At 57.6% G+C, this 19983-nt stretch carries 21 protein-coding genes; 16 read left to right on the top strand and 5 right to left on the bottom strand.

Going from position 1 to position 19983, the window contains the following annotated elements:
- Positions 1-247: 247 nt before the first annotated feature.
- The 5 genes from FHR98_RS02990 to FHR98_RS03010 are packed head-to-tail and all read left to right on the top strand — an operon-like array spanning position 248 to position 5203.
- Entirely contained in the window at positions 248-1651 is a 1404-nt protein-coding gene (locus tag FHR98_RS02990; RefSeq protein ID WP_183415125.1) for a diaminopimelate decarboxylase family protein, read from the top strand.
- Positions 1648-3051: a diaminopimelate decarboxylase family protein gene (locus FHR98_RS02995; RefSeq protein WP_183415126.1), complete on the top strand. Its 1404-nt coding sequence runs from the start codon at positions 1648-1650 to the stop codon at positions 3049-3051. Before FHR98_RS02990 ends, FHR98_RS02995 begins: the two co-directional genes overlap by 4 nt.
- Before the next feature lie 6 nt (positions 3052-3057).
- Positions 3058-3270, top strand: a complete 213-nt coding sequence (locus tag FHR98_RS03000) for a hypothetical protein (protein ID WP_183415127.1) — start codon at positions 3058-3060, stop codon at positions 3268-3270.
- 14 nt (positions 3271-3284) lie between these two features.
- Positions 3285-4352, top strand: coding sequence for a class I SAM-dependent methyltransferase (locus tag FHR98_RS03005; RefSeq protein WP_183415128.1), 1068 nt, complete (start codon positions 3285-3287; stop codon positions 4350-4352).
- Positions 4349-5203, top strand: a complete 855-nt coding sequence (locus FHR98_RS03010) for an alpha/beta hydrolase (protein WP_183415129.1) — start codon at positions 4349-4351, stop codon at positions 5201-5203. The genes FHR98_RS03005 and FHR98_RS03010 overlap by 4 nt, the downstream gene beginning before the upstream one ends.
- Before the next feature lie 126 nt (positions 5204-5329).
- On the opposite strand, the gene FHR98_RS03015 is transcribed toward FHR98_RS03010, so the two are convergent.
- Positions 5330-6268: a LysR family transcriptional regulator gene (locus tag FHR98_RS03015; protein WP_183415130.1), complete on the bottom strand. Its 939-nt coding sequence runs from the start codon at positions 6266-6268 to the stop codon at positions 5330-5332.
- A 122-nt stretch (positions 6269-6390) separates the two neighbouring features.
- Here FHR98_RS03015 and FHR98_RS03020 point away from each other — a divergent pair, with 122 nt between their 5' ends.
- The 11 genes from FHR98_RS03020 (at position 6391) to FHR98_RS03070 (ending at position 16839) form a co-directional block, all read left to right on the top strand.
- The gene (locus tag FHR98_RS03020) at positions 6391-7446 is read left to right on the top strand and encodes an extracellular solute-binding protein (RefSeq protein WP_221205686.1); all 1056 of its coding nucleotides are present in this window, start codon (positions 6391-6393) and stop codon (positions 7444-7446) included.
- 95 nt (positions 7447-7541) lie between these two features.
- A complete protein-coding gene (locus tag FHR98_RS03025) occupies positions 7542-8612 on the top strand; it encodes an ABC transporter ATP-binding protein (protein WP_183415131.1) in 1071 nt (356 codons plus the stop codon).
- Between the two features lie 19 nt (positions 8613-8631).
- A complete protein-coding gene (locus FHR98_RS03030) occupies positions 8632-9984 on the top strand; it encodes an acyclic terpene utilization AtuA family protein (protein WP_183415132.1) in 1353 nt (450 codons plus the stop codon).
- A gap of 1 nt (position 9985) precedes the next feature.
- The gene (locus tag FHR98_RS03035) at positions 9986-10315 is read left to right on the top strand and encodes a DUF4387 domain-containing protein (protein WP_183415133.1); all 330 of its coding nucleotides are present in this window, start codon (positions 9986-9988) and stop codon (positions 10313-10315) included.
- 7 nt (positions 10316-10322) lie between these two features.
- A complete protein-coding gene (locus tag FHR98_RS03040; RefSeq protein WP_183415134.1) occupies positions 10323-11162 on the top strand; it encodes an ABC transporter permease in 840 nt (279 codons plus the stop codon).
- Positions 11159-11980 (top strand): ABC transporter permease, encoded by an 822-nt coding sequence (locus FHR98_RS03045; protein WP_183415135.1) that lies wholly within the window; start codon positions 11159-11161, stop codon positions 11978-11980. Before FHR98_RS03040 ends, FHR98_RS03045 begins: the two co-directional genes overlap by 4 nt.
- A gap of 41 nt (positions 11981-12021) precedes the next feature.
- Positions 12022-13029 (top strand): proline racemase family protein, encoded by a 1008-nt coding sequence (locus tag FHR98_RS03050; protein WP_183415136.1) that lies wholly within the window; start codon positions 12022-12024, stop codon positions 13027-13029.
- A gap of 11 nt (positions 13030-13040) precedes the next feature.
- Positions 13041-14246, top strand: coding sequence for a CaiB/BaiF CoA transferase family protein (locus tag FHR98_RS03055; RefSeq protein ID WP_183415137.1), 1206 nt, complete (start codon positions 13041-13043; stop codon positions 14244-14246).
- A gap of 25 nt (positions 14247-14271) precedes the next feature.
- Positions 14272-15423 (top strand): thiolase family protein, encoded by a 1152-nt coding sequence (locus FHR98_RS03060; RefSeq protein WP_183415138.1) that lies wholly within the window; start codon positions 14272-14274, stop codon positions 15421-15423.
- Complete coding sequence (locus FHR98_RS03065; RefSeq protein WP_183415139.1) at positions 15423-15839, top strand: Zn-ribbon domain-containing OB-fold protein; 417 nt, start codon at positions 15423-15425, stop codon at positions 15837-15839. Before FHR98_RS03060 ends, FHR98_RS03065 begins: the two co-directional genes overlap by 1 nt.
- A gap of 25 nt (positions 15840-15864) precedes the next feature.
- The gene (locus FHR98_RS03070; protein WP_183415140.1) at positions 15865-16839 is read left to right on the top strand and encodes an ornithine cyclodeaminase family protein; all 975 of its coding nucleotides are present in this window, start codon (positions 15865-15867) and stop codon (positions 16837-16839) included.
- 177 nt (positions 16840-17016) lie between these two features.
- Here the strand turns inward: FHR98_RS03070 and FHR98_RS03075 are convergent, their stop codons facing one another.
- The 4 genes from FHR98_RS03075 to FHR98_RS03090 all read right to left on the bottom strand — a co-directional run bounded on the left by FHR98_RS03075 (position 17017) and on the right by FHR98_RS03090 (position 19759).
- Entirely contained in the window at positions 17017-17973 is a 957-nt protein-coding gene (locus FHR98_RS03075; RefSeq protein ID WP_183415141.1) for a glutathione S-transferase family protein, read from the bottom strand.
- Between the two features lie 16 nt (positions 17974-17989).
- On the bottom strand, positions 17990-18547 hold the full coding sequence (locus tag FHR98_RS03080) for an NADPH-dependent FMN reductase (protein ID WP_183415142.1): 558 nt from the start codon (positions 18545-18547) through the stop codon (positions 17990-17992).
- A 95-nt stretch (positions 18548-18642) separates the two neighbouring features.
- On the bottom strand, positions 18643-19059 hold the full coding sequence (locus tag FHR98_RS03085; RefSeq protein WP_183415143.1) for a DoxX family protein: 417 nt from the start codon (positions 19057-19059) through the stop codon (positions 18643-18645).
- Between the two features lie 49 nt (positions 19060-19108).
- Complete coding sequence (locus FHR98_RS03090; protein ID WP_183415144.1) at positions 19109-19759, bottom strand: NADPH-dependent F420 reductase; 651 nt, start codon at positions 19757-19759, stop codon at positions 19109-19111.
- Between the last annotated feature and the right edge of the window lie 224 nt (positions 19760-19983).

Below are 19983 nucleotides of genomic sequence, written 5' to 3' on the forward strand. Positions count from 1 at the left end.
TCATGATTTTAACGCTATTACGATAATTCTGTCAGAGAATTGCGGAAAATTCCCACATTACAGAAAGAATAGTCCTTCAGCTTGAAAAAGTGTTGACATTTCTAGGCAGTCCGCCTGTTATCGAAGGGCGCGTCTCCATTGGGCGCAAGATCGTAGAACCTTGAGGTCAAGATGATTGTGATCTCCTCGCCCAACCGGGTATTGGCGACATCATCTTGCTCGCGACGGTCGACTTTGGGAGGCGATCATGATTGAGGGCTCGCTCGACTGGCTGAAGCAAATCGGCGGCAGGCCGGACGGCATGAGTGTGGATGCTTCCGGTATGCTTACCCTGACGGGGGTGCCGGTTGACAGGCTAACGTCGCTTTATGGCTCTCCGCTTTTCGTCACCACAGAACAGGTCATCCGCGAGAACGTTCAACGGTTGCGCGACGCTTTTAGTAGTCGTTGGCCAACCGGCGCCGAAATCTTCTATGCGATTAAGACGAACAACTGCCTCGCGATCCGCTCCTTGTTGTCGCAGGAAGGCGTGGGTGGAGAATGTTTTGGCGATATCGAATATCGCGCAACCTGCGAAGCTGGTGTCTGCCGCGAAAACATCATTCTTAACGGCAGCGACAAGACCGAAAGCGCTCTTGCCGCAGCGGTACAAGGCAACTCGATCATCAACATCGACAGCCTGGACGAGATAGCCGTGCTGTCCCGGCTTGCGACCGCCAAACGCCCGGTAAGGGTGAACATCAGGTTACGGCTGGCTCCAAAGGAGCTTGATACTTTCGGTGCAAGCTTTTTTAAGACCGGTAGTTCGGCAAGTGAAAGCTTGCTGTCGGCCAAATGGGGATTTTCCGAGGATGCGGCAAGCGACGTCATCCTCGCTCTCCGGGATGATCCAAAGTTCGACCTCCTCGGGTATTCTGCCCATGTTGGTCGATTTACCAACGATCCTGCCGCCTTCCATGTAGTGGGGCAGGAGTTGGCGCGTTTTACGACAGCTATGAAAGCGCGTGTTGGGTTCTGGCCACGGGTGATCGACCTTGGCGGCGGATGGCCTCGCCTCAGAGAACCTGAGTCGCGCGCATCGGAGGTCAATCCGCATGACATCGAGGACTATGCCGAGGCCATGACGTCTGCGTTGCGGGCAGGGCTCCATGGGCCCTTGCCGCGACTCTTTCTCGAACCCGGCCGCTACCTGGTCGGAAATGCCGTCGTCCTTTTATCCACTGTAACCACAACCCGATCCGATGTTGGCCGGAAGTGGATCCATGTGGACGCCAGTACGAATCTTCTGATGCGGATCGAGACAAGCCGAAGCTGGTACAATTTGCTCCCGGCTTCGCGAATGACTGCACCCCCCAGGAATGTGGCGACCGTCGTCGGGCCGACCTGCATTCCCTCTGTTCTGGGGGTGGATCGGCCCATGCCCGACCTTCAACGCGGCGATATCGTAGCGATCCCGGATGCCGGAATGTATGCCGAGGTACTGGCATCGCAGTTCAACGGCATGCCCAGACCGGCTGGCATCATGATTGCCCCGGATGGCAATATCGATCTTGTCCGGCGGCGTGAAACCTACGAAGACATCTATCGTAATCACAAGATTCCCCAACGTTTCGCCGAACAGAGCGCCGTCGCACGCAAGAGCTTGCCATGAACGGCGCAGAGACGCTTGCGAGAGAGCGCATCTTCAGCGATCGCCTGACAGTTGATGCCAAGGGCATGTTATGTATTGGCGGCGCCTCTGTCGGCGACCTTCTGCAGCGCTTCGGTTCGCCGCTGGTGGTCGGTGTCGAGGAAACGCTTCTGGCAAACTTTGAGCGTATTCGTGACGCCTTTGGCACCGCTTGGCCCGGTCCGAGCGCAATACTCTACTCGACCAAGAGCAATGACACGCTCGCCTTTCGTCACCTGCTGTCCCGAGCGGGCGCGGGGGGTGACTGCTTTGGCGAGGGTGAGCTACGGTCCACGCTCGATAGCGGGGCAGATCCGTCGAGGGTCGCGCTCAACGGCAGTGACAAGACGGCGGAGCTTATTGATCTGGCGCTTGTGCATGGGGTCACAATCAACATCGATGCCGCAGATGAAGTCGATCTGATCGTCGCAGCGATTGCGCGAACGGGATCTTCCGCGCGAGTGAACATCCGCCTAAAAGTTCTCCCCGACGAACTAGGGCCCTACATGGGCGGATCGACACAAAGGCACGGCCAGGGTATTGCCTCCGTGCGGCGCGCAAAGTGGGGGCTTGGCCCAGACGCTGCGCAGCAGATAGCCGCCCGGCTACAGCAGACCCAAGGTCTGGAGCTGACTGGTTTTTCTGTTCATATCGGCCACCTTTCCAACCGACCGGAGGCATTCGCCTCGATCGCAACTGCATTCGGGGCCACGGTCCGCAAGATCTGCGAAAAACTAGACCTGCGCCCGAGTATTCTTGACCTCGGCGGAGGATGGGCAAGAGAGCGCGAGCCCGAACAGCGCGGCGTGCCCATCGAACGGGTGACGGTCGAAACGCAAGTTAAGGCAGCCTGTGATGCGCTGGCCAGTGCCCTCGGTCCCTTGGCAGACCCCGTCGAAGGGCCGGTACCCGAGCTCTGGGTCGAACCTGGACGCTACATCTGCGGAAACGCTCAGGTTCTGCTCGCTACCGTGGGATCGGTTAAGGAGGACTGTGGATTCCGCTGGGTCAATGTGGATATCAGCACCAACAACCTGATGCGGATCGAGACGGGGGCTTTTGAATATCAGACATTGCCCGCAAGCAGGATGCACGACCTTTTCACAACCGCTCAGGAAATCGTCGGAAGAACCTGCTTCCGTTCGGTCGTTGGTGCCGGCCGGTTGCTGCCGAAACTGGTGCGCGGCGACCTTGTCGCCATTCTAGATGCCGGCATGTACGCAGAAGTCTTTGCGACTCAATTCAACAGCATGCCACGCCCGGCAGCCGTACTAGTTGGGGCCAAGGGCGAGATTGAACTTGTTCGCGTCCGGGAAACATTGGCCGACGTGTTCGCGCATCACCGTGTACCCGGTCGCCTTAAATGGCCTGAAAAGGAGTAAGAAGGTATGGAGAGATCGCCCCGGTTTCTGACGGACCCGATATCGGAAAAGCTATTAGAAAGCCTTGTCGCTCTCGCCGCTGAGGTAAATGTGCTGCGTGACCGTGTCGCGCGGCTCGAAGCGCAGGCGGACGGTACCGAGTTGCCGGACGGTTTTGAAAGCGCCGATAGCTTTGTCACCTCGGTCTTTGGCGGCGCTGCAACGATGGCCGCTAAGTAAGGAGGAGACGAATCATGGCCATTGCCCGCCCCCTGGAACCGAAACTGGATACGGCGACCGCGTCGTATCAGAACTTTATCGGTGCGTTCCGCAAACTCTGGTCTGGGCCGATCTACCGTGAACTGCGCAACCAGGCCGAAGCGTTGCCCGATCAGTCTTCGGACAACTACGCCAGTTTTGAAGCACACCTTGCGCGCTTACCGTTGCACCAGCTTTTCGGGTGGCTTGAATACAATCTCCAGCAGATGAAGTACCTCGGAGCCTACGGAATTATTCCGATGGTGGAAGGGCAGCGCGCGGCGCTGGAGAAAGCGTTGATGCAGCCCGTTTCCGACGGGATGCTGCGGCTCGCCACCGACATCCGGCTGCCGGACTACTATAAAGAGACGGATTTCCACCACCACCCTGGCGGACTAAGAGAGAATCCATTGGCTGGAATCGTCTACCGCGCAAGTGCGGGTGCATCAGGCGGCGTCGTCGGACGTGCGGGGTTGCACCGGCTCTTTGCCAGCGAAGTCACAGCAGATCGGACTTTTGCGCGCGTCCTGGACATTGGCTGCGGTTTCGGTCGCAGCACGCTGGCCTTTATAAGGACGGGTGCCGAGACAGAGGTTGTGGGGATCGATCTCTCTGGCCCTTGCCTGCGTCTCGCGGCGCTTCTCGCCATGGATCTGCCCGAGGGCGGTCGCTCATCCTATATTCAGGCGGATGGTGCAGACGTGCCGCAGCCTGATGAAAGTTTTGATCTGGTAACCTCGACGATGCTGCTGCACGAATTGCCGGCCGACGCGACCCGGGCTATGACGGCGGAGGCCTTTCGGCTACTGGCTCCGGGCGGAGAGGTCGCTCACCTGGATTTCCTCCCGCCTGAGGACAACTTTCTTCGTGCGCTTTACTTTGGGCATTCTCGCCGCAATGCAGAGCCCCACATGCGCGATCTGGCCGCGATGGACCTGCGCGGTGATTTTGAAGCAGCCGGGTTTACAGATTTCACGGTCACACCCTTTGACGAAAATGGCACGGCAGGCAGTGACGGTTGGCGTCTGCCATGGGTCATCATTCGCGCGAGGAAACCGGAATGAGCACCTTGGCAACTCCTATCCGGCGCGGCTTTGTCGATGTGCCTGGCGGTCAGGCGCATTACCGCTATGCCCTACCCGAAGGCGCCGGCCTGGATGACATTCCACTTATCGTGCTGCATCCGTCCCCAGGTTCGGGTCGGATGATGGCGAAGTTTGTTCGGGCGATGGCGAAAGCCGTTCCGGTCTATGCGCTCGATACGCGCGGTAACGGTGATTCGGACCCCTTGCCCGGGACGCCGACTATAGCGGATTTCGCAACAGCAACTTGGGAGGCAATTGATGCCCTTGGGTTTGATCGTATTCGCCTGCTGGGAACCCACACCGGCGCTAGCATCGCTACCGAGGCTGCCAACCAGCGGCCTGAACGGGTGTCAGAACTGATCATCGACAATATGGGGCTATGGTCGGACAAGAAGAAGAAGACGCATTTCGAGCGCAACTCGCCAAAAGTGTCGCCCGACATGATGGGCAGTCAATTAAACTGGGCCTGGCATTATTGCCGTGACCAGTATCTTTTTTCGCCCTGGTACGAGCCGACGGTTGCCAACCGCCGGAATGTCGACTTGCCGGAGCCTCAAGTGTTGCACGAACTCGTCGTTGAGGTGCTCAAAGCGCTCGGGACCTACCATATGTCTTACTCTGCAGCGGCGAACTTCGACAAACGCGACGCCCTGGCGCGCGTGTCGGTGCGTACGCTTGTCAGTTCGAACGAACGCGATCCGCTTATGGTTCATCTGGATGAAGTTCATGCTTGCGTATCGGGATCGGTACGAAAGGTCGTGGGGGATCTGGAAACCGAAGACGGCGCGGCCGTCTCGGCCGAGATTTATGCCTCGTTTCTGAAGCGATAGGACCGCAAAAGTCGGAGGGATGAAGGGCTGTTGTCATTCCTCCACTCGGTTGTTCAGCCAGTGGCCGCGCTCTTGGCGGTTCGCGGCCCCGGCTATCCTATCATTTGGTTATCTGGGCGATTTGATTTAGTCCGCCGCACCTTTGGGTGAGGTACGGGGCGTGATTGTGTTCTGGTCAAGGCGCTCCAGAGCCGATTTGAAAATAGACAAGAAGTCGCGCGCCAGATGGCTGGGAGTGCGGCTGGAAGGAAAAAGCGCCCAAAGCCGGAATTCTACTCTGGGCTTAAACGGCAGCACGGCAATCTCTCGATCATCAAACTCATAGGTGCTGAAGGGATCGACGACGGACACGCCAGCACCGTATGCCACGAACGCGCAAGCGGCCTCTGATTGCTCGGTTTCAATCTGTATTCTTCTAGTTACGCCGAGATTGTCGAATACCTTGTCCACGCCGAAACGTGAACGGTCATCGCGACCCAAGGAGATGAAGGGTTCGCGCACCAGGTCCCTGGCATGAACGGACTTTAACCTCGATAAATGATGATTGCGGGGCACCGCGCAGACGCCGGACATCCTGAAGAGTTCTTCGCTGGTTACTCCGGGGTGTTCCCCGGAAAGCAAGCCGATTCCAATGTCGACGTTGTTTGCTGCCACCCAATCAATAAGTGAGCGAGATCGTCTGCTTTCCACAGTGACACGAACGTCGGGCCGAACCTGGCAATATTCCGACACCACCCTTGGCAGGAACCGCGACGCCATTGCCGGAAAGGCCGCTATTGTCAGTTTGCCCCAGTTTCGGTCCCTTATACCCTCTGCTACCCGCGCAATCTTCTCCAACCCGGTAAACATTCGATCGGCCTCGGCAAAGAGCGTCTCCGCTTCAGAGGTCGGATAGACGCGGCCGTGCTTTCGCTCAAAAAGCTTAAAGCCGCAAATACCCTCAAGGCTCTTAAGCTGTTGGCTGATCGCCGGTTGGGAAACGTTAAGCATTTCAGCGGCACCAGTCACGCTGCCGCACCGCATGACACTAACGAAAGCTTCCAGTTGGCGTGCGTTTACCTTCATTAGAGCACCTTATGATGTTTGGCTAAAAACTAATTAGACTTTATGGAATGTGGCTGCAAGGATCAAAACTTCCCAGGGCCAGTCCGCTGGTGCCTCGATCAATTGCTAGGAGGGAGGAAGGTATGAAGTCGATGAAGAAAGAACTATCGATAGGGGCGGCGACGAGTGCGATAGCGCTCGCTGCTTTCACGATGCAGGCGCAAGCTGCCGAGAGCCTAACGGTGGCTTTCTATGGTGGTAGCTGGGGTGAAGCCATCCAATCTTGCATGGTTGACCCTTTTGTAGCGAGCACGGGCATCCAAGTGACGCCGGAGCCGGGCGTGTCGAGCGTAACACTTGCCAAACTTAAACAGCAGAAAGGCGACCCGGTGATTGACGTCGCCTGGCTGGACGGCGGTGTATCCGAGCTAGCCGCTGCCGACGATCTGGTTGCAGCATTAGATCCAGCCAAAGTCCCGGGCGTTTCAGGGGTGATCGACGAAGGCGTATATCGTACCGCCGATGGACAGGTCTACGCGCTCAGCACCGGATATTATTCCTTGGGTCTGGTCTACAACACCGATGATGTTAAGAATCCGCCGGAAAGCTGGTGGGACCTATGGGGGCCGGATTATGCAGGCCTTGTGACGCTACCCAGCCCGGCAAACGCCATGGGCGTGCCGTTGTTCGTTCTGATCAACCAGCTTGCTGGCGGCACGATGGACAACTTTGATCCAGGTGTTGCGAAGATGAACGAGTTGGAAGTCTCGTCCTATTTTGATGCTTCCGGTAATGCGACCAACAGCTTCCAAAGCGGCGAAGTAATTGCCGGAGCCCACTACGCAAACGCCGCCTGGGCGATGGCGGACAAGGGTCTCCCGCTTCGCTATGCCGTTCCCAAGGAAGGCGCGCCTTCAGGCGACATCCGCGTGCATATAGTTAAGGGAACAAAGTCCATGGAGGCAGCGGAGAAGTTCGTCGATTTCGTTGTCGCCAAAGAGCAGGCAACCTGCATGACCAATCGGCTTTATGTCGGTCCGGCAACCGCAGGTATTACGCCGACGCCCGAGGCGCAGGAGCGCTTGCCCTGGGGCGCTGATGGTTCTGTGAAAAATCTAGCCCTTTTCGATTGGGATGAAATCAACGCCAATCGGGACCGGATCACAGAAATATTCAACCAGAAAGTCGCCGGAAAATAGAAAAGCTCTGCGGGCGGCGGTGCCGATGACGTGTCTGCCGTCCGCATCATTTTCTCTCCTGGCGTCTTTAGTTTTCAATCATTCCGAGGCTTTTGATGGGCGAACCAATTATCAAGGTTGACCGTCTGACCAAGCGCTATGGCAGCGTGACTGCCTTGGCAGAGGTCAGTGCGCAGGTTCAGCCGGGAGAGTTTCTCGCTCTTCTTGGACCGAGCGGTTGCGGGAAAACGACGCTTTTGCGCCTTATCGCCGGCTTCATAGATCCGTCCGAAGGCGAGATCGTGATTGAGGGCGTTAGCATGAATCGCGTGCCGCCCGACCAGCGCCCCGTTAACACTGTTTTTCAGAATTACGCACTTTTTCCGCACCTCACCGTTCGCGACAACCTCGCCTTTGGACCAAGACGAAAGCGTGTAGCGCGCGAGGAGATTGATAAACTGGTGGCCGAGGCGCTCGAGATGGTTGGTATGGAAGCCTTTTCCAAGCGCTATCCCAGTGAGCTTTCGGGGGGCCAGCAACAACGTATCGCGCTGTCCAGGGCCATCATTAACAAACCTAAGGTGCTTTTGCTTGATGAGCCGCTGGGCGCTTTGGATCTGAAGCTGCGCAAGCGGATGCAGATTGAGCTGAAGCGCCTGCACGAACAGCTGCGTATGACCTTCATCTATGTAACGCACGACCAGGAAGAAGCTCTCGTGATGGCCGATCGCATCGCCGTTATGGGTGAGGGCAGGATAGTCCAACTGGGTACGGGCCAGGAGATTTACCGGGAGCCGAACTCACGTTACGTCGCGGACTTTATTGGCGATGCCAATCTTCTGGATTGCGAAATTGATCACGAAGGCTGGCTGCGGCTTGGCGACGCAACTGGGGAGCGCCTATTCCGGCCTGCCGAGGCAGGCGACCAACGGCGCGTCACACTCATGGTGCGGCCAGAGCATGTAAAGCTCGGCGAGCCCAAGGCTGAATCCGAGGCTGTGCTGCTGAAGGGCAGGCTCCGTGATCTCATCTTTGTCGGTAGCGGCACGAAATTCGTGGTGGCCCTCGATTCCGGCCACGAGATCGTGGCCGAATCGTCCTCCAATGCTTTGTCGGAGCAATTGGAACAGGGCGCGGAAATCACTCTCCACTGGCGCGCGGAGCACGCGCGTGTTCTCAACAAATGACACATTTGGAAATGCACTGATGACAAAGCAGACACACACCGTTCTTACCCCAACCGGCACATTGGGCTATGGCTTTGGGGCTGAGGCCTTTGCCCGCGGTATGGCTATGAGTCCTGACGTTATCGCCGTCGATGCAGGCTCGACCGATCCCGGCCCTCACTACCTCGGCTCCGGCGAGCCCCTTGTATCGCGGATCAGCGCGAAGCGGGAGCTGACCCAAATGATCAAAGCGGGCCGGGCGGCTGGAATTCCCGTAATTGTTGGTAGTGCGGGCGGTGCCGGTTGCAAGGCGCATGTCGATTGGACCGTGGAGATCGTCCGGGAGATTGCGAGAGAATCCAACCTCCATTTTAAGCTGGCTACGATCTATTCGGATGTGTCCCGCGAAAGGCTTGCCGAAGCACTTAGCCGAAATGAGGTGAAGGACTTCGAGGCAGGCTTTCAATTGACCCCGGAAATGGTCGAGCAAGCTGGCGCCATTGTCGCGCAGATGGGCCATGAACCGATTGTTGAAGCGCTGAAAGCCGGGGCTGAAGTCATCATCGCCGGGCGCGCTTGCGACGACTGCGCAATAGCCGCGCACCCAATTTATAGCGGTGCCGATCCGGCACTCGCAATTCACATGGGCAAGATCTTGGAGTGCGGCGCCTTTTCCGCCGAACCCTTTGCGATGGATGTGATGCTCGGCATTTTGCAGCCGGGGCACTTCGAGTTGGAGCCCGGTAGCCCGAACAGACGCGCTTCGGTCACCTCTGTCGCGGCCCATTCGCTCTATGAGCGCGAGAACCCATTTTTGCAAGCTGGTCCAGGGCATCAGCTCGACCTGAGCGCGTGCACCTTTGAACAGTCCGGCGAGCGCCGGGTCCGTGTCACGGGTGCGCAGTTTCTGGAGGACGAGGACTATTGGGTGAAACTGGAGGGCGTTCGGCAGACCGGATACAGGACGATCTGTGTTGCCGGTATTCGCTGCCCGACCTTGATCGCGCGGCTGGATGAGCTGTTGGAGCAAGTCCGCGTGGAGACCCTGGAGTACTTTGACGATCCGAGCCTGCACATTGGCTACACTGTCTATGGTCGCGACGGCGTGATGGGAGCGTTGGAACCTCAAGCCGCCATTTCCTCTCAGGAGATTGGATTGGTGATCGAAGCGATCGCCGTGGATCAGACCCTCGCGCGGGGCGCCTGCCATCATGTCAGCGGGGGGCTTCTCCATCTTCACTATGATGGGCTGTACAACACCTCGGGCAACCTCGCGTTCCTCTACTCTCCGTCAGAGATCGATGCGGGCCCGGCTTTCGAGTTCTCCATCTATCATTTGATGAAGGTGACAAGCCCGACCGAGCTCTTTCCTTTGCATCTGGAGGACCTGTGACATGTCCGGTCAACCGCAAAAACTTCGGGAATTGGCAAAGATCGTGCGCAGCAAGAACGCTGGGCCCTTTCGCCTGACCTTCGATATTCTTTTTGCCGACAGAAAAGCCTTCGAGGTCGTCCGTGACGCAAGGGCGATTACCCGGGAAGCCGTGGCCCGCGCTTACAAGATCAGAGAGGACCAAATTTCCTCGATCTATGAAATCCCAACGGGAAACGCCTTCAAAGTGACGCTCCACCGGCCCGTGGTCCAAGGGGCAATGGGAGAAACGGACGTTTACGGGTGCCAGCAGCACGTCCCGCTGTTGGACCTTCCTGTAGCGAGAGGATAAACGGGTCATGCGCATCACGCGGATGTGGGCGATTTTTCTGCTTGGTGTTCCCGTAGCCTTGCTTATCGCCTACTTCATCGTCCCCTTTACCGTGGTTGCGATAACCAGCCTCCAGGCGGAGGATGGCTCTTGGACGCTCGCGAATTATGCGAGGCTTGTCGGTGATTCCTACTATCTCGAAACACTCTTACTGACTTTCGAGGTTTCGCTTTGGGTTGTGGTGTCCACGTTCCTGGTCGGCTATCCGCTTGCCTATTTCATGACCTTCGTGGTGCGCAACAGACTGCTCCGTCGTCTTTTCTACGTGATCGTCGTTGTGCCGCTCTTCACCAGTAACATCGTGCGTGCTTTTGGCTGGATGGTGTTGCTCGGCCGCAAGGGCATGGTGAACGACATTCTCTTGAGCCTTGGTTTAATTGACCGACCCATGCAGCTGCTGTTCAGCAAGGTCAGCATCGTCATCGGGCTGAGCTACATCATGACGCCCTTCATGGTGCTCACCATTGCCAGTGTCTTGCAGAATATCGATCGATCCTTGCAGGAGGCATCACGCGATCTGGGAGCCGGTGCCTTCGAGACTTTCCTGAAGGTGACTTTTCCGCTGAGCCTGCCTGGCGTGGTTGCCGGTTCGTTGATCGTCTTCACGCTTTCTGTCAGCGCTTACGTGACGCCGGCCATATTGAGTGGCGGTAAAGAGATTGTAACCTCCATGCTGATCTTTCAGCAGTACGCCTCGGTCTTCAATTTCCCCTTTGGCGCGGCGCTGGCTGTCGGCCTTTTGCTGACAACGCTCCTCTTGATCTCGCTTTATCTGCTGGCCGTCGAGAAGAAGGTGAAGTCAACATGATCCGCTTGAAGCCCAGGTATAGTTCCGATCGTTTTGGGGGCCTGTTGCTCAGTGGCTTTGCGTGGCTGGCAATCGCTTATATGGCTTTGCCGCTGGTGGTCATCGTATCGATTTCCTTTACCGAGACCGCCTACCTCAAGTTTCCGCCACAAGGCTTTACGTTGCGCTGGTACACGCAGTTCCTGTCTGACCCTTCTTATGTTAGCGCAATCTGGTTGAGTGCCAAATTGGCCATCATGGCGACAGCGATCGCCCTTTTGCTGGGCGTACCGGCGGCGCTAGTGCTCTCGCGGGTCTCCTTTCCCGGCAATACGGCTATCGCAGCCCTTTTCCTTTCCCCTCTGATTCTGCCGGTAATCGTGATCGGCGTTGCCATTCTCCAGTATGCATCGGCGTTGGGTTTTGCGCGTACATTCGGGGCGCTTCTTGCAGGGCATGTGGTGATCGTCATCCCCTATATCGTGCGTACCTGCTTGGCTTCGCTTTCTGGCCTCGACCGGTCATTGGAGGAAGCGTCCCAGGACCTTGGCGCATCGCCGCTTGAGACCTTCTTCTTGGTGACCTTGCCTCAGATCAAGCCGGGCGTGATCGCGGGGGCTGTCTTCGCCCTGATTATCTCCTGGATCAATGTGGAACTCAGCATCTTCAACACGACAGCGAACCTGGTGCCGATTCCGGTCAAGCTCTTCAACTACATTCAGTACAGCGTTGATCCAATGATTGCCGCAGTGTCCGCGACAACAATCTACGTGGCGATCGTCGTCGTCGCGGCTCTCGATTTCATGGTCGGCCTGGACAAAGTGACCGCCAGCCGATGACCCACCTTTCCCATCAAACCAATAAGCCGAGGTAAAGCGACATGCGGAGCCATAATCTCATCAGCACCATCGATTCTCACACTGGCGGCGAGCCTACCCGCTTGATCACCGGCGGCATTCCGATCCGTGGGGCTACGCTCCTGGAACAGCGCGACTTCATCCGCAAAAACTATGATCACCTGCGGGCTGCCCTGATGCGGGAGCCAAGGGGGCATCGCGGAATGTTCGGCGCCATTGTTTGCCCACCGACCCGGCCGGAAGTGGACTTCGGCATCGTCTGGGTCGATCACGATGGGTCCTACCTCAACATGTGTGGTCATGGAACCATTGGCATCGGAATGACTGTGGTTGAGTGCGGCCTCGTGCCGGTCCAAGAGCCGGTGACGCATGTGAATGTCGATATGCCTGCGGGTCTCGTTCAGATCGACGTCGAGGTTGAGAACGGTCGTGCCCGCAAAGCGACCCTTACCAATGTTCCCTCGTTCCTGTTCCAAAAAGACATCGAGATCGAGATTCCCGAGCATGGGCGGATTACAGCCGACATTTCCTTTGGAGGTAGCTTCTTTGGCGCAGTGCGCGGAGAGCAGCTCGGCATCGACGTTCGCGAGGAAAACACACCGGCGCTCGTCAGGGCCGGGCTGGCTATCCGTAAGGCCCTCAACAAGGTCGTCAAACCCCAGCACCCGGAGGTAGCGCATATCAACGCGGTCGACTTGGTTACGATCTACGGCCCGGGATTGGCGCCGGGGACCAAGTACAAAAACATTCATGTGTTCTCCGACGGTTCGTTCGACCGCTCTCCCGGCGGGACAGGCACCTCGCATATGATGGCGCTGTTGATTGGTCGGGGAGAGATGGACCCGGAGGAGGAGATCATCTCCGAGGGTATTACAGGCTCCCTCTTTGGGGGGCGCATGATCAGTCGCACCAAGGTTGGTGATTTCGACGCCTTCGTGCCCCAGGTGTCTGGCCAGGCCTACGTCACCGGATTTCATCAGTTTGTGATCGATCCGGACGATCCCCTGAAATCAGGCTTTGCGATCGGCTGAAGGCGAGCAGAATGTCAGACAATAGCGATTTCGGAGGTCTCTCCGACCTCAAGGTGCTCGAACTTGGTTCGATGCTGGCCGGTCCGTTTGTCGGCTCCCTACTGGCTGATTTCGGCGCGGAGGTGATTAAGGTCGAAAAGCCCGGGGCACCTGATGCCTTGCGTGAATGGCCGCCGCATAAGGGCGAGGTGCCACTGTGGTGGAAGACCATGGCGCGCAACAAGCATACCGTAACCCTTAACCTGTCAGCACCAGAGGCGCGTGAAATTGCGCTTGAGCTTATTGGGCGCAGCGACATCGTGGTGGAGAACTTCCGGCCCGGCACGCTGGAACGGTGGGGCTTCGATCCAGCTGAGTTGGCCAAGGATTTCCCCGGTATCGTTTGGGTGCGGGTCAGCGGCTATGGGCAAACTGGCCCCTATCGGAAACGGGGTGGCTACGCCACCATCGCTGAAGCCTATAGCGGCCTGGCGTCATTTGCTGGTTATGCAGACCGCGGACCGATGGTCTCTCCTTTTCCACTCGGCGATTACCTCGCGGGAGCGTTTGGTGCTTATGGTGCGCTAGTCGCCTTGCATGCGCGCAGCCGAACTGGGAAGGGGCAGATAGTAGACGTCAGCCTTTTCGAACCCTTGCTGAGAATTATTGAATCAGTCGTCGTCCGTTATGACCAAACCGGTCAGAAGAAGCCCAGGCTCGGCAATCAAATGGAAGAGGACGTGCCACGCAACGTCTACCGCACAGGCGATGACGGCCATATCGCCATTAGCTGCGGTTCGCAGCGCATCTTCGATAACCTGCTAAAGGCGATGGAACAGCCCGAGCTTGGATCTGATCCGCGTTTTGCGACGATGACCGCTCGCGTCAAGAACCGTCAGATTATTGATGGAGCTGTCGCCTCCTGGATGGCGAGTCTAACGACCGAAGAGGCGATGGCGCGGCTGGAAGCCGCTCAGGTGGTCGCGGGACAGGTCAACCAAATCGATGACGTGCTGGCCGACCTGCACGTGGCGGCGCGCGAAGCGATCACGACCTTATCAGACCCAGAGTTGGGTGATCTCAAGTTGCCGTCGCCCGTACCGCATCTCTCCGCAACGCCTGGCCAAGTTCGCTGGGCTGGCCGCGCGCCTGGGGCCGACAACGACAGAATCTTTGGGGAGCTTTTAGGTATCGACGCGACCCGGCGGGCTGCGCTTCGGACGCAGAGCGTTATTTGAACTGGAACAAGGAGGAGAACAGAGGATGACGCAAAGCAGGGATATTGGCGTGATCGGCTATGGCTGCACGGACTACGTCAAGAAAGCCGACCGCCCCTTGCTGACCTTCCTTGCGCAGGCCGGGCGAGACGCGATTGCTTCGGCGGGGCTGGAGAAGTCCGACATTGACGGCTTGGCTCTGTGTTCCTTTGAATTGCCGCCCGACAATGCGGTGACGGTTGCAGAGCAGTTTGGGCTTTCCCTTTCTTGGGCTTACCTGGGCACCGCTGGCGGAGCGGGGCCTATCGCTTCTGTTCTGAATGCGATCCGCGCCATTGAGGCCGGTCAAGCCACATCCGTCTTGTGTATTGCTGGTGATGCCTATGACGTTTCGGGCTTGTTTCGCCTGCTGGATAATTTTGGGCGCGCCTTGACCAGCTACGGCTCGCCGCATGGATTTGGCGGCGCCAATGGCCTGTTCGGGATTATTCAGCGCAAGCACATGGAAACCTATGGGACGACCCGTGAGCAGCTCGGGCGAATCTCGGTGGACCAGCGGAAGAATGCCCAGAAGAACGAGGCAGCGCTGCTGCGCGGGCCAATGACCCTGGACGACTACATGAACGCGCGGGTGATTGCCGACCCGATCCGGCTTTATGACTGCGTTTTGCCCTGTGCGGGCGCGGAGGCTGTCGTGGTCAGCAGCCTGGATCGCGTTCCGCGCGGCAAGGGGGTGCGTGTGCTGTCCGGCTACGAGCATCACAACCACCCACCCGGTGAGATCAGTCCGCTTCGTGGCGGCTGGGAGCTGTTCCGCGACGCGCTCTATCGCGACGCGGGATACGGCCCTGAGGATTTTGATCTTGTTCAGGCTTACGACGACTATCCCATCATGGTGGCTATCCAACTCGAAGACCTTGGGTTTTGCGAAAAAGGAGGCGTCGGCCGGTTCCTGGAGAAAAACAGCTTCACATGGGACGGCACACTTCCCCTCAACACCGGAGGCGGACAGCTTTCCGTCGGCCAATCCGGAGCTGGTGGCGGCATGATAGGCCTAGTCGAAGCGGTTCGGCAGCTACGTCACGAAGCGGGCGAGAGGCAGGTTTCGAATGCGCAGCGAGGTCTGGTGTCTGGATACGGCATGGTCGGCTATGGACACGGCCTTTCTACCAGCAGCATTGTATTGGAGCGTTCCTGATGACCCACAATGACCAGCAGTACCCCACCCCCCGTGTTGATCAGATCAATAGCGCTTTTGTCGAGGCCTGGGCGGAGGGAGTACTCCGATTGCAGGTTTGTGGTGCATGCGGACAAGAGACCTTCTATCCGCGCCCGCTTTGTCCCCATTGCTGGTCGTCCGACCTTGGGTGGACCGAACATGACGGCAAGGCGACCTTGGTATCCTATTCGCTGGTGATGCGCCCGAACCACCCGGCTTTCTTCGAGGAAACACCGATTATTCTTGCAGAGATCGCGTTGCGTGACGGGCCAACCATGCTTGCGCGCGTCATTTGTGACGATCCCACTCAGATTCGCAGCGGGCTACTGCTTGAACTCCTTCCTGCGGAGGAAGGCAAAAAGTATCCGTTACCGACTTTCCGGCCTGTCCTCTGAAAGTCGATTGAGAAAGCAGCATCAAATGTCCAACGAAGTGCTCTACCTCAGTAGGTCCGACATCGATAGTCTGGCAATACCCATGCACGCAGTGATCGAGATGACCGAATCTGCATTGCGCGAGAAATCACGTGGCAAGGCGATCATGCCGGCCAAACATTGGATATCGCCAGCGGGAGAGCGGTTTTTCTCCGCAATGAGTGGGGCTTTGCTGGAGAGCGGCGCGGTGACCTGCAAGTGGCAGAGTGGATCACCTGAGAATGCAAAGCTGGGACTCCCATACATAACCGGGCTTTTGCTGCTGAACGATTTGGCGACCGGACGGGCCAGGGCGGTAATGGATTCCACCTGGATCACCGCGCAGCGTACAGCCGCCGCTACTGCGGTGGCAGCCAAGTATCTCGCCTGCTCGACACCCCGCACGCTGGCGATCATTGGCTGCGGCGTTCAGGGGCGCACCAACCTCCAGGCCTTGCGAATCATCCATTCTTCATTGTGTGAATTACGGGCTTTCGATATCGACCCGGATAGGGCGAAGGCATATGTCGCCGAAGCTGCCAGTACCCATGGAATTGCTGCTTGTAGTTTTCCTAGTGTGAGGGAAGCGGTCGCCGACGCGGACATTGTCGTCACTTGCGGTCCAATTGTCTCAAACGGGGATCGGATTATTCAAGGCCGGTGGCTTAAGCCAGGCGCTCTTCTGGTAACGCTGGACTATGATTGTTATCTCGATCCGTTGGCGATCAATCAATTTGATGCGGTTTTCACCGATGATGTTGAGCAGGTTGAACATTTGAAAGAGTATGGTTTCTTTGCCGCGCTTCCGGAAAGTCTGATGGAGCTTGGCACGGTCTTTCAAGCGCCTGGGCACGCTCGCAAAGGAGAAGCTGATCGTATTCTGTCGGTCAATTTGGGGCTGGCGATTGAAGATACGGCTGTTGCGGATCTGATAGACCAGGATGCGCGCGCCAAAGGCGTCGGAACGATTCTGCAGCTCTAAGATATCTGCATCATGATCGCGAGGCGGATGTTCTCGAGCGACGTCTTGAAGTGTCGGAATGGGCTGCGTTAGGGCATGGTCGCAAGGTAGGGGGCGGCACAAGCTCTCTCAACCTAAGCTCTTCTGACAATACCATCGAGACCCCTTTATTGGCTAAATCAAATTTCCATCGACTCGTTACGCGGCAAAGCGAAGTCGCGGACCGACAGGTATAATGCCTGACGGGTTAAGTGCCTTGATCGAGTAATATCCGGCCTTGATATGGTCGAGATTGACAGTCTCGGAGACTCCGGGAAGCGCATAAATCCGCTCGATATAGGCCGATATCGCCGGATAGTCGGCAAGCTGCCGGATGTTGCACTTGAACAGCCCGTGATAGGCCGCATCGAAACGGACCAGCGTGACGAACAGCCGGATATCGGACTCCGTCAGGCCATCGCCGAAGAGGAAGGAGCGGCCATTAGACAGGCGGCCTTCAAGGGTTTCCAGCATCGCGAAGACGTCCGTTACCGCTTCCTCATAGGCCGCCTGGCTGGACGCGAAACCAGCCTTATAGACACCGTTGTTAAGCTTCTCGTACATCTCCTTGTTCAGCGCGTCGATTTCCGCGCGGCATGCTTGCGGATAGAGATCGACAGACGCGTCGCCGAAAGCGTCGAACGCTGAATTCAGCATGCGCAGGATGTCGCTCGACTCGTTGTTGACGATGGTCTTCCTCTTCTTGTCCCAGAGGACCGGGACCGTGGCGCGGCCGGTATAGCCCGGATCGGCACGGGTATAGAGTTCATGCAGATATGTCGCGCCGTTCAGCGTATCCGGCCCTGAGCCCGGAAAGTCGCCGAACCACCATCCCTGATCGGTCAGGGCTGGCTCGACGACTGTCACGCTGATCACATCGTCGAGCTTTTTCAACTTGCGCGCCAGCAGAGTGCGCGATGCCCACGGGCAGATCAGGGCAACATATAGGTGGTAGCGCCCCGGCGCAGCCTTGAAGCCTTCGCCCCCCGTGGGGCTCGCCTTGCCATTGGGCGTCACCCAATGGCGAAAGCTGGATACCTGCCGAACGAAACGTCCCTTCTCATCTTTTGCTTGAACCGGGTCCCAGTCGGCGGTCCATTTACCATCGACAAGCATTGCCTTGCTCCACTCTTTACGATTGAGCCGCGTGCTGTTTGACCCACGCGACATAGCGGTCGACCCAGTCTTGCAGGAATTCGCGGCTTCCCTCGCCAATCCCGCCGTCAGCATCGAACAATTCCTCGCTGATCTGGATGAACGCCTCGGGCTGTCCGAGCGTCGGCATGTCCAGACAGGCAAGGGTGTTGCGAAGATGCTGCTGGGCCAGCGCGGTGCCAATCGCGCCGACGGAGACCCCGATCACGCCCGCCGGTTTGCCCGCCCACACACTCTGCCCATAAGGCCGCGAGGCATGGTCGATGGCGTTTTTGAGGACGCCCGGAACCGAGCGGTTGTATTCCGGCGTGATGAACAGCACGCCATGCGCCGTCTCAATTTCGGATTTCAGCCGCTTCACGGCAGGCGCCTGATCCTCATCGTCATCCTGGTTGTAGAGTGGCAGATCGCCGATTTCGACCGGGCGGAACTCCATCTCATCCGGCGCAAGCATTGCCAGCGCCTTCGCCAACTTCTTGTTGAAGGAGTCGCGGCGCAGGCTGCCAACGACTACGGCAATTTCAAATTTACTCATGATTCATTCCCTATCTCCGATCAGTTGCGTCTTCGCGTCGGAGCCCCCGCGAGCCCGCCATAGTCGGACTCATCACGGGGCTTCACCAACGCGGTTCACGAGTGCCGAGAGAAAAGTGTCTTCGGATTCAGGGCATAAGGGCCGTCACCCAGAAGGGCCTGGACAACCATCGCCACCGCCCAGAAAGCGGGAAATTCCCAGCCGCCGCCTTCATTCGAAAACAGCCAGCCTGTATCGGCGTGTGCGAAGATGATCGAACCAATCAAGACAGGGACGAGGGCCAGCGAGACCAGACGCGTAAACACGCCGAGGATCAGCGCTGCGCCGCCTCCTACTTCTGCGATTATCGTAAGGTAAGCAAGGAACCCCGGCAGCCCGAGGGACTCGAAGAAGCCTACCGTTCCCGAAGGGGTGAACACAAATACTTTGAGTAATCCGTGGGCGAGAAATAATACTCCCAAGGAAACGCGCAATAAAAGCGCAGCGTGCGGAGCGGTTTTTTCTTGAATCATGGTCGTTATCCTTTGTTAATAGTGTGCGAATTGAAGCAGGGGCGGTTCACTACGCCGCTTCGCGCTCAATCCATGCGGGTGCGATTTGCGTACCACGTCCGAGGCTGTAGCCAAGCTGGATGTTCAGCGCCGCCAGCGGCTCCAGATAGCGCGCATTTTTAAGCGGGCCTGCGTCGACGGCATCGAAACCGGCGGCGTTGATTATTTCGGAAACCGCTTTCTTGGCCGCGTCGTCGTCGCCAGCATAAAACACCTGGACCGGGCGTTCGCCGAAGCGGGGGCCTTCCGCATAGATTTGCGCGAATACCGTATTGAACGCCTTCACCACGGGCGCGCCCGCCACGCGCTTTTGAATCTCTTCAGCGGCGGAGCTTTCGAAGCCGAGGGTCAGTCCGGAAAAGTCTTCCGTCAATGGATTGGTCGCATCGATGACGATCTTTCCGGAGAGGCTTCCGGCAATAGCGATCACGTCGGCAGTCTCTGCGTAAGGAACGGCAAGAATGACAACGTCCGCATCGCGGACAGCACTGGCAACATCGCTACCGCGAACGTTGCCGCCATGTTCTTTGACAATGGCATCGGCTGCCGCGCGGCCCTTTGCTTCCGTGCGCGCGCCCATGACCACGCCATGCCGTGTCTTCGACAGGACTTTCGCCAGTCCCGTACCGACATTTCCTGTTCCGACAATCGAGATATTCATAGCTCTAACACCTTTCTTCCGTTCGTGTTTGCTTGTGGCGACCCGTTCGAGAACCGCCTCTATTTTCTAGATACGGATTTCCGAATCGTTTATAAACGCAGATATTATATATTGATTATCAACAAAATATTGATAATAGTCTAAGCATCTATCCATCGATGGCTCGACCGGTGATGCCCTGCATACGAGCGAACTCACTGGCTTGACTGCGCGGAGTGGGCGAA

It is taken from the genome of Limibacillus halophilus, from assembly GCF_014191775.1.
Lineage (GTDB): Bacteria > Pseudomonadota > Alphaproteobacteria > Kiloniellales > CECT-8803 > Limibacillus > Limibacillus halophilus.

Coding starts and splice junctions, on each gene's coding strand:
- FHR98_RS03055 (WP_183415137.1), top strand. CDS start 13,041: ATGTCAGACAATAGCGATTTCGGAGGTCTCTCCGACCTCAAGGTGCTC.
- FHR98_RS03010 (WP_183415129.1), top strand. CDS start 4,349: ATGAGCACCTTGGCAACTCCTATCCGGCGCGGCTTTGTCGATGTGCCT.
- FHR98_RS03060 (WP_183415138.1), top strand. CDS start 14,272: ATGACGCAAAGCAGGGATATTGGCGTGATCGGCTATGGCTGCACGGAC.
- FHR98_RS02995 (WP_183415126.1), top strand. CDS start 1,648: ATGAACGGCGCAGAGACGCTTGCGAGAGAGCGCATCTTCAGCGATCGC.
- FHR98_RS03070 (WP_183415140.1), top strand. CDS start 15,865: ATGTCCAACGAAGTGCTCTACCTCAGTAGGTCCGACATCGATAGTCTG.
- FHR98_RS03040 (WP_183415134.1), top strand. CDS start 10,323: ATGCGCATCACGCGGATGTGGGCGATTTTTCTGCTTGGTGTTCCCGTA.
- FHR98_RS03015 (WP_183415130.1), bottom strand. CDS start 6,268: ATGAAGGTAAACGCACGCCAACTGGAAGCTTTCGTTAGTGTCATGCGG.
- FHR98_RS03025 (WP_183415131.1), top strand. CDS start 7,542: ATGGGCGAACCAATTATCAAGGTTGACCGTCTGACCAAGCGCTATGGC.
- FHR98_RS03035 (WP_183415133.1), top strand. CDS start 9,986: ATGTCCGGTCAACCGCAAAAACTTCGGGAATTGGCAAAGATCGTGCGC.
- FHR98_RS03080 (WP_183415142.1), bottom strand. CDS start 18,547: ATGAGTAAATTTGAAATTGCCGTAGTCGTTGGCAGCCTGCGCCGCGAC.
- FHR98_RS03085 (WP_183415143.1), bottom strand. CDS start 19,059: ATGATTCAAGAAAAAACCGCTCCGCACGCTGCGCTTTTATTGCGCGTT.
- FHR98_RS03090 (WP_183415144.1), bottom strand. CDS start 19,759: ATGAATATCTCGATTGTCGGAACAGGAAATGTCGGTACGGGACTGGCG.
- FHR98_RS03005 (WP_183415128.1), top strand. CDS start 3,285: ATGGCCATTGCCCGCCCCCTGGAACCGAAACTGGATACGGCGACCGCG.
- FHR98_RS03075 (WP_183415141.1), bottom strand. CDS start 17,973: ATGCTTGTCGATGGTAAATGGACCGCCGACTGGGACCCGGTTCAAGCA.
- FHR98_RS03065 (WP_183415139.1), top strand. CDS start 15,423: ATGACCCACAATGACCAGCAGTACCCCACCCCCCGTGTTGATCAGATC.
- FHR98_RS03050 (WP_183415136.1), top strand. CDS start 12,022: ATGCGGAGCCATAATCTCATCAGCACCATCGATTCTCACACTGGCGGC.
- FHR98_RS02990 (WP_183415125.1), top strand. CDS start 248: ATGATTGAGGGCTCGCTCGACTGGCTGAAGCAAATCGGCGGCAGGCCG.
- FHR98_RS03045 (WP_183415135.1), top strand. CDS start 11,159: ATGATCCGCTTGAAGCCCAGGTATAGTTCCGATCGTTTTGGGGGCCTG.
- FHR98_RS03030 (WP_183415132.1), top strand. CDS start 8,632: ATGACAAAGCAGACACACACCGTTCTTACCCCAACCGGCACATTGGGC.
- FHR98_RS03000 (WP_183415127.1), top strand. CDS start 3,058: ATGGAGAGATCGCCCCGGTTTCTGACGGACCCGATATCGGAAAAGCTA.
- FHR98_RS03020 (WP_221205686.1), top strand. CDS start 6,391: ATGAAGTCGATGAAGAAAGAACTATCGATAGGGGCGGCGACGAGTGCG.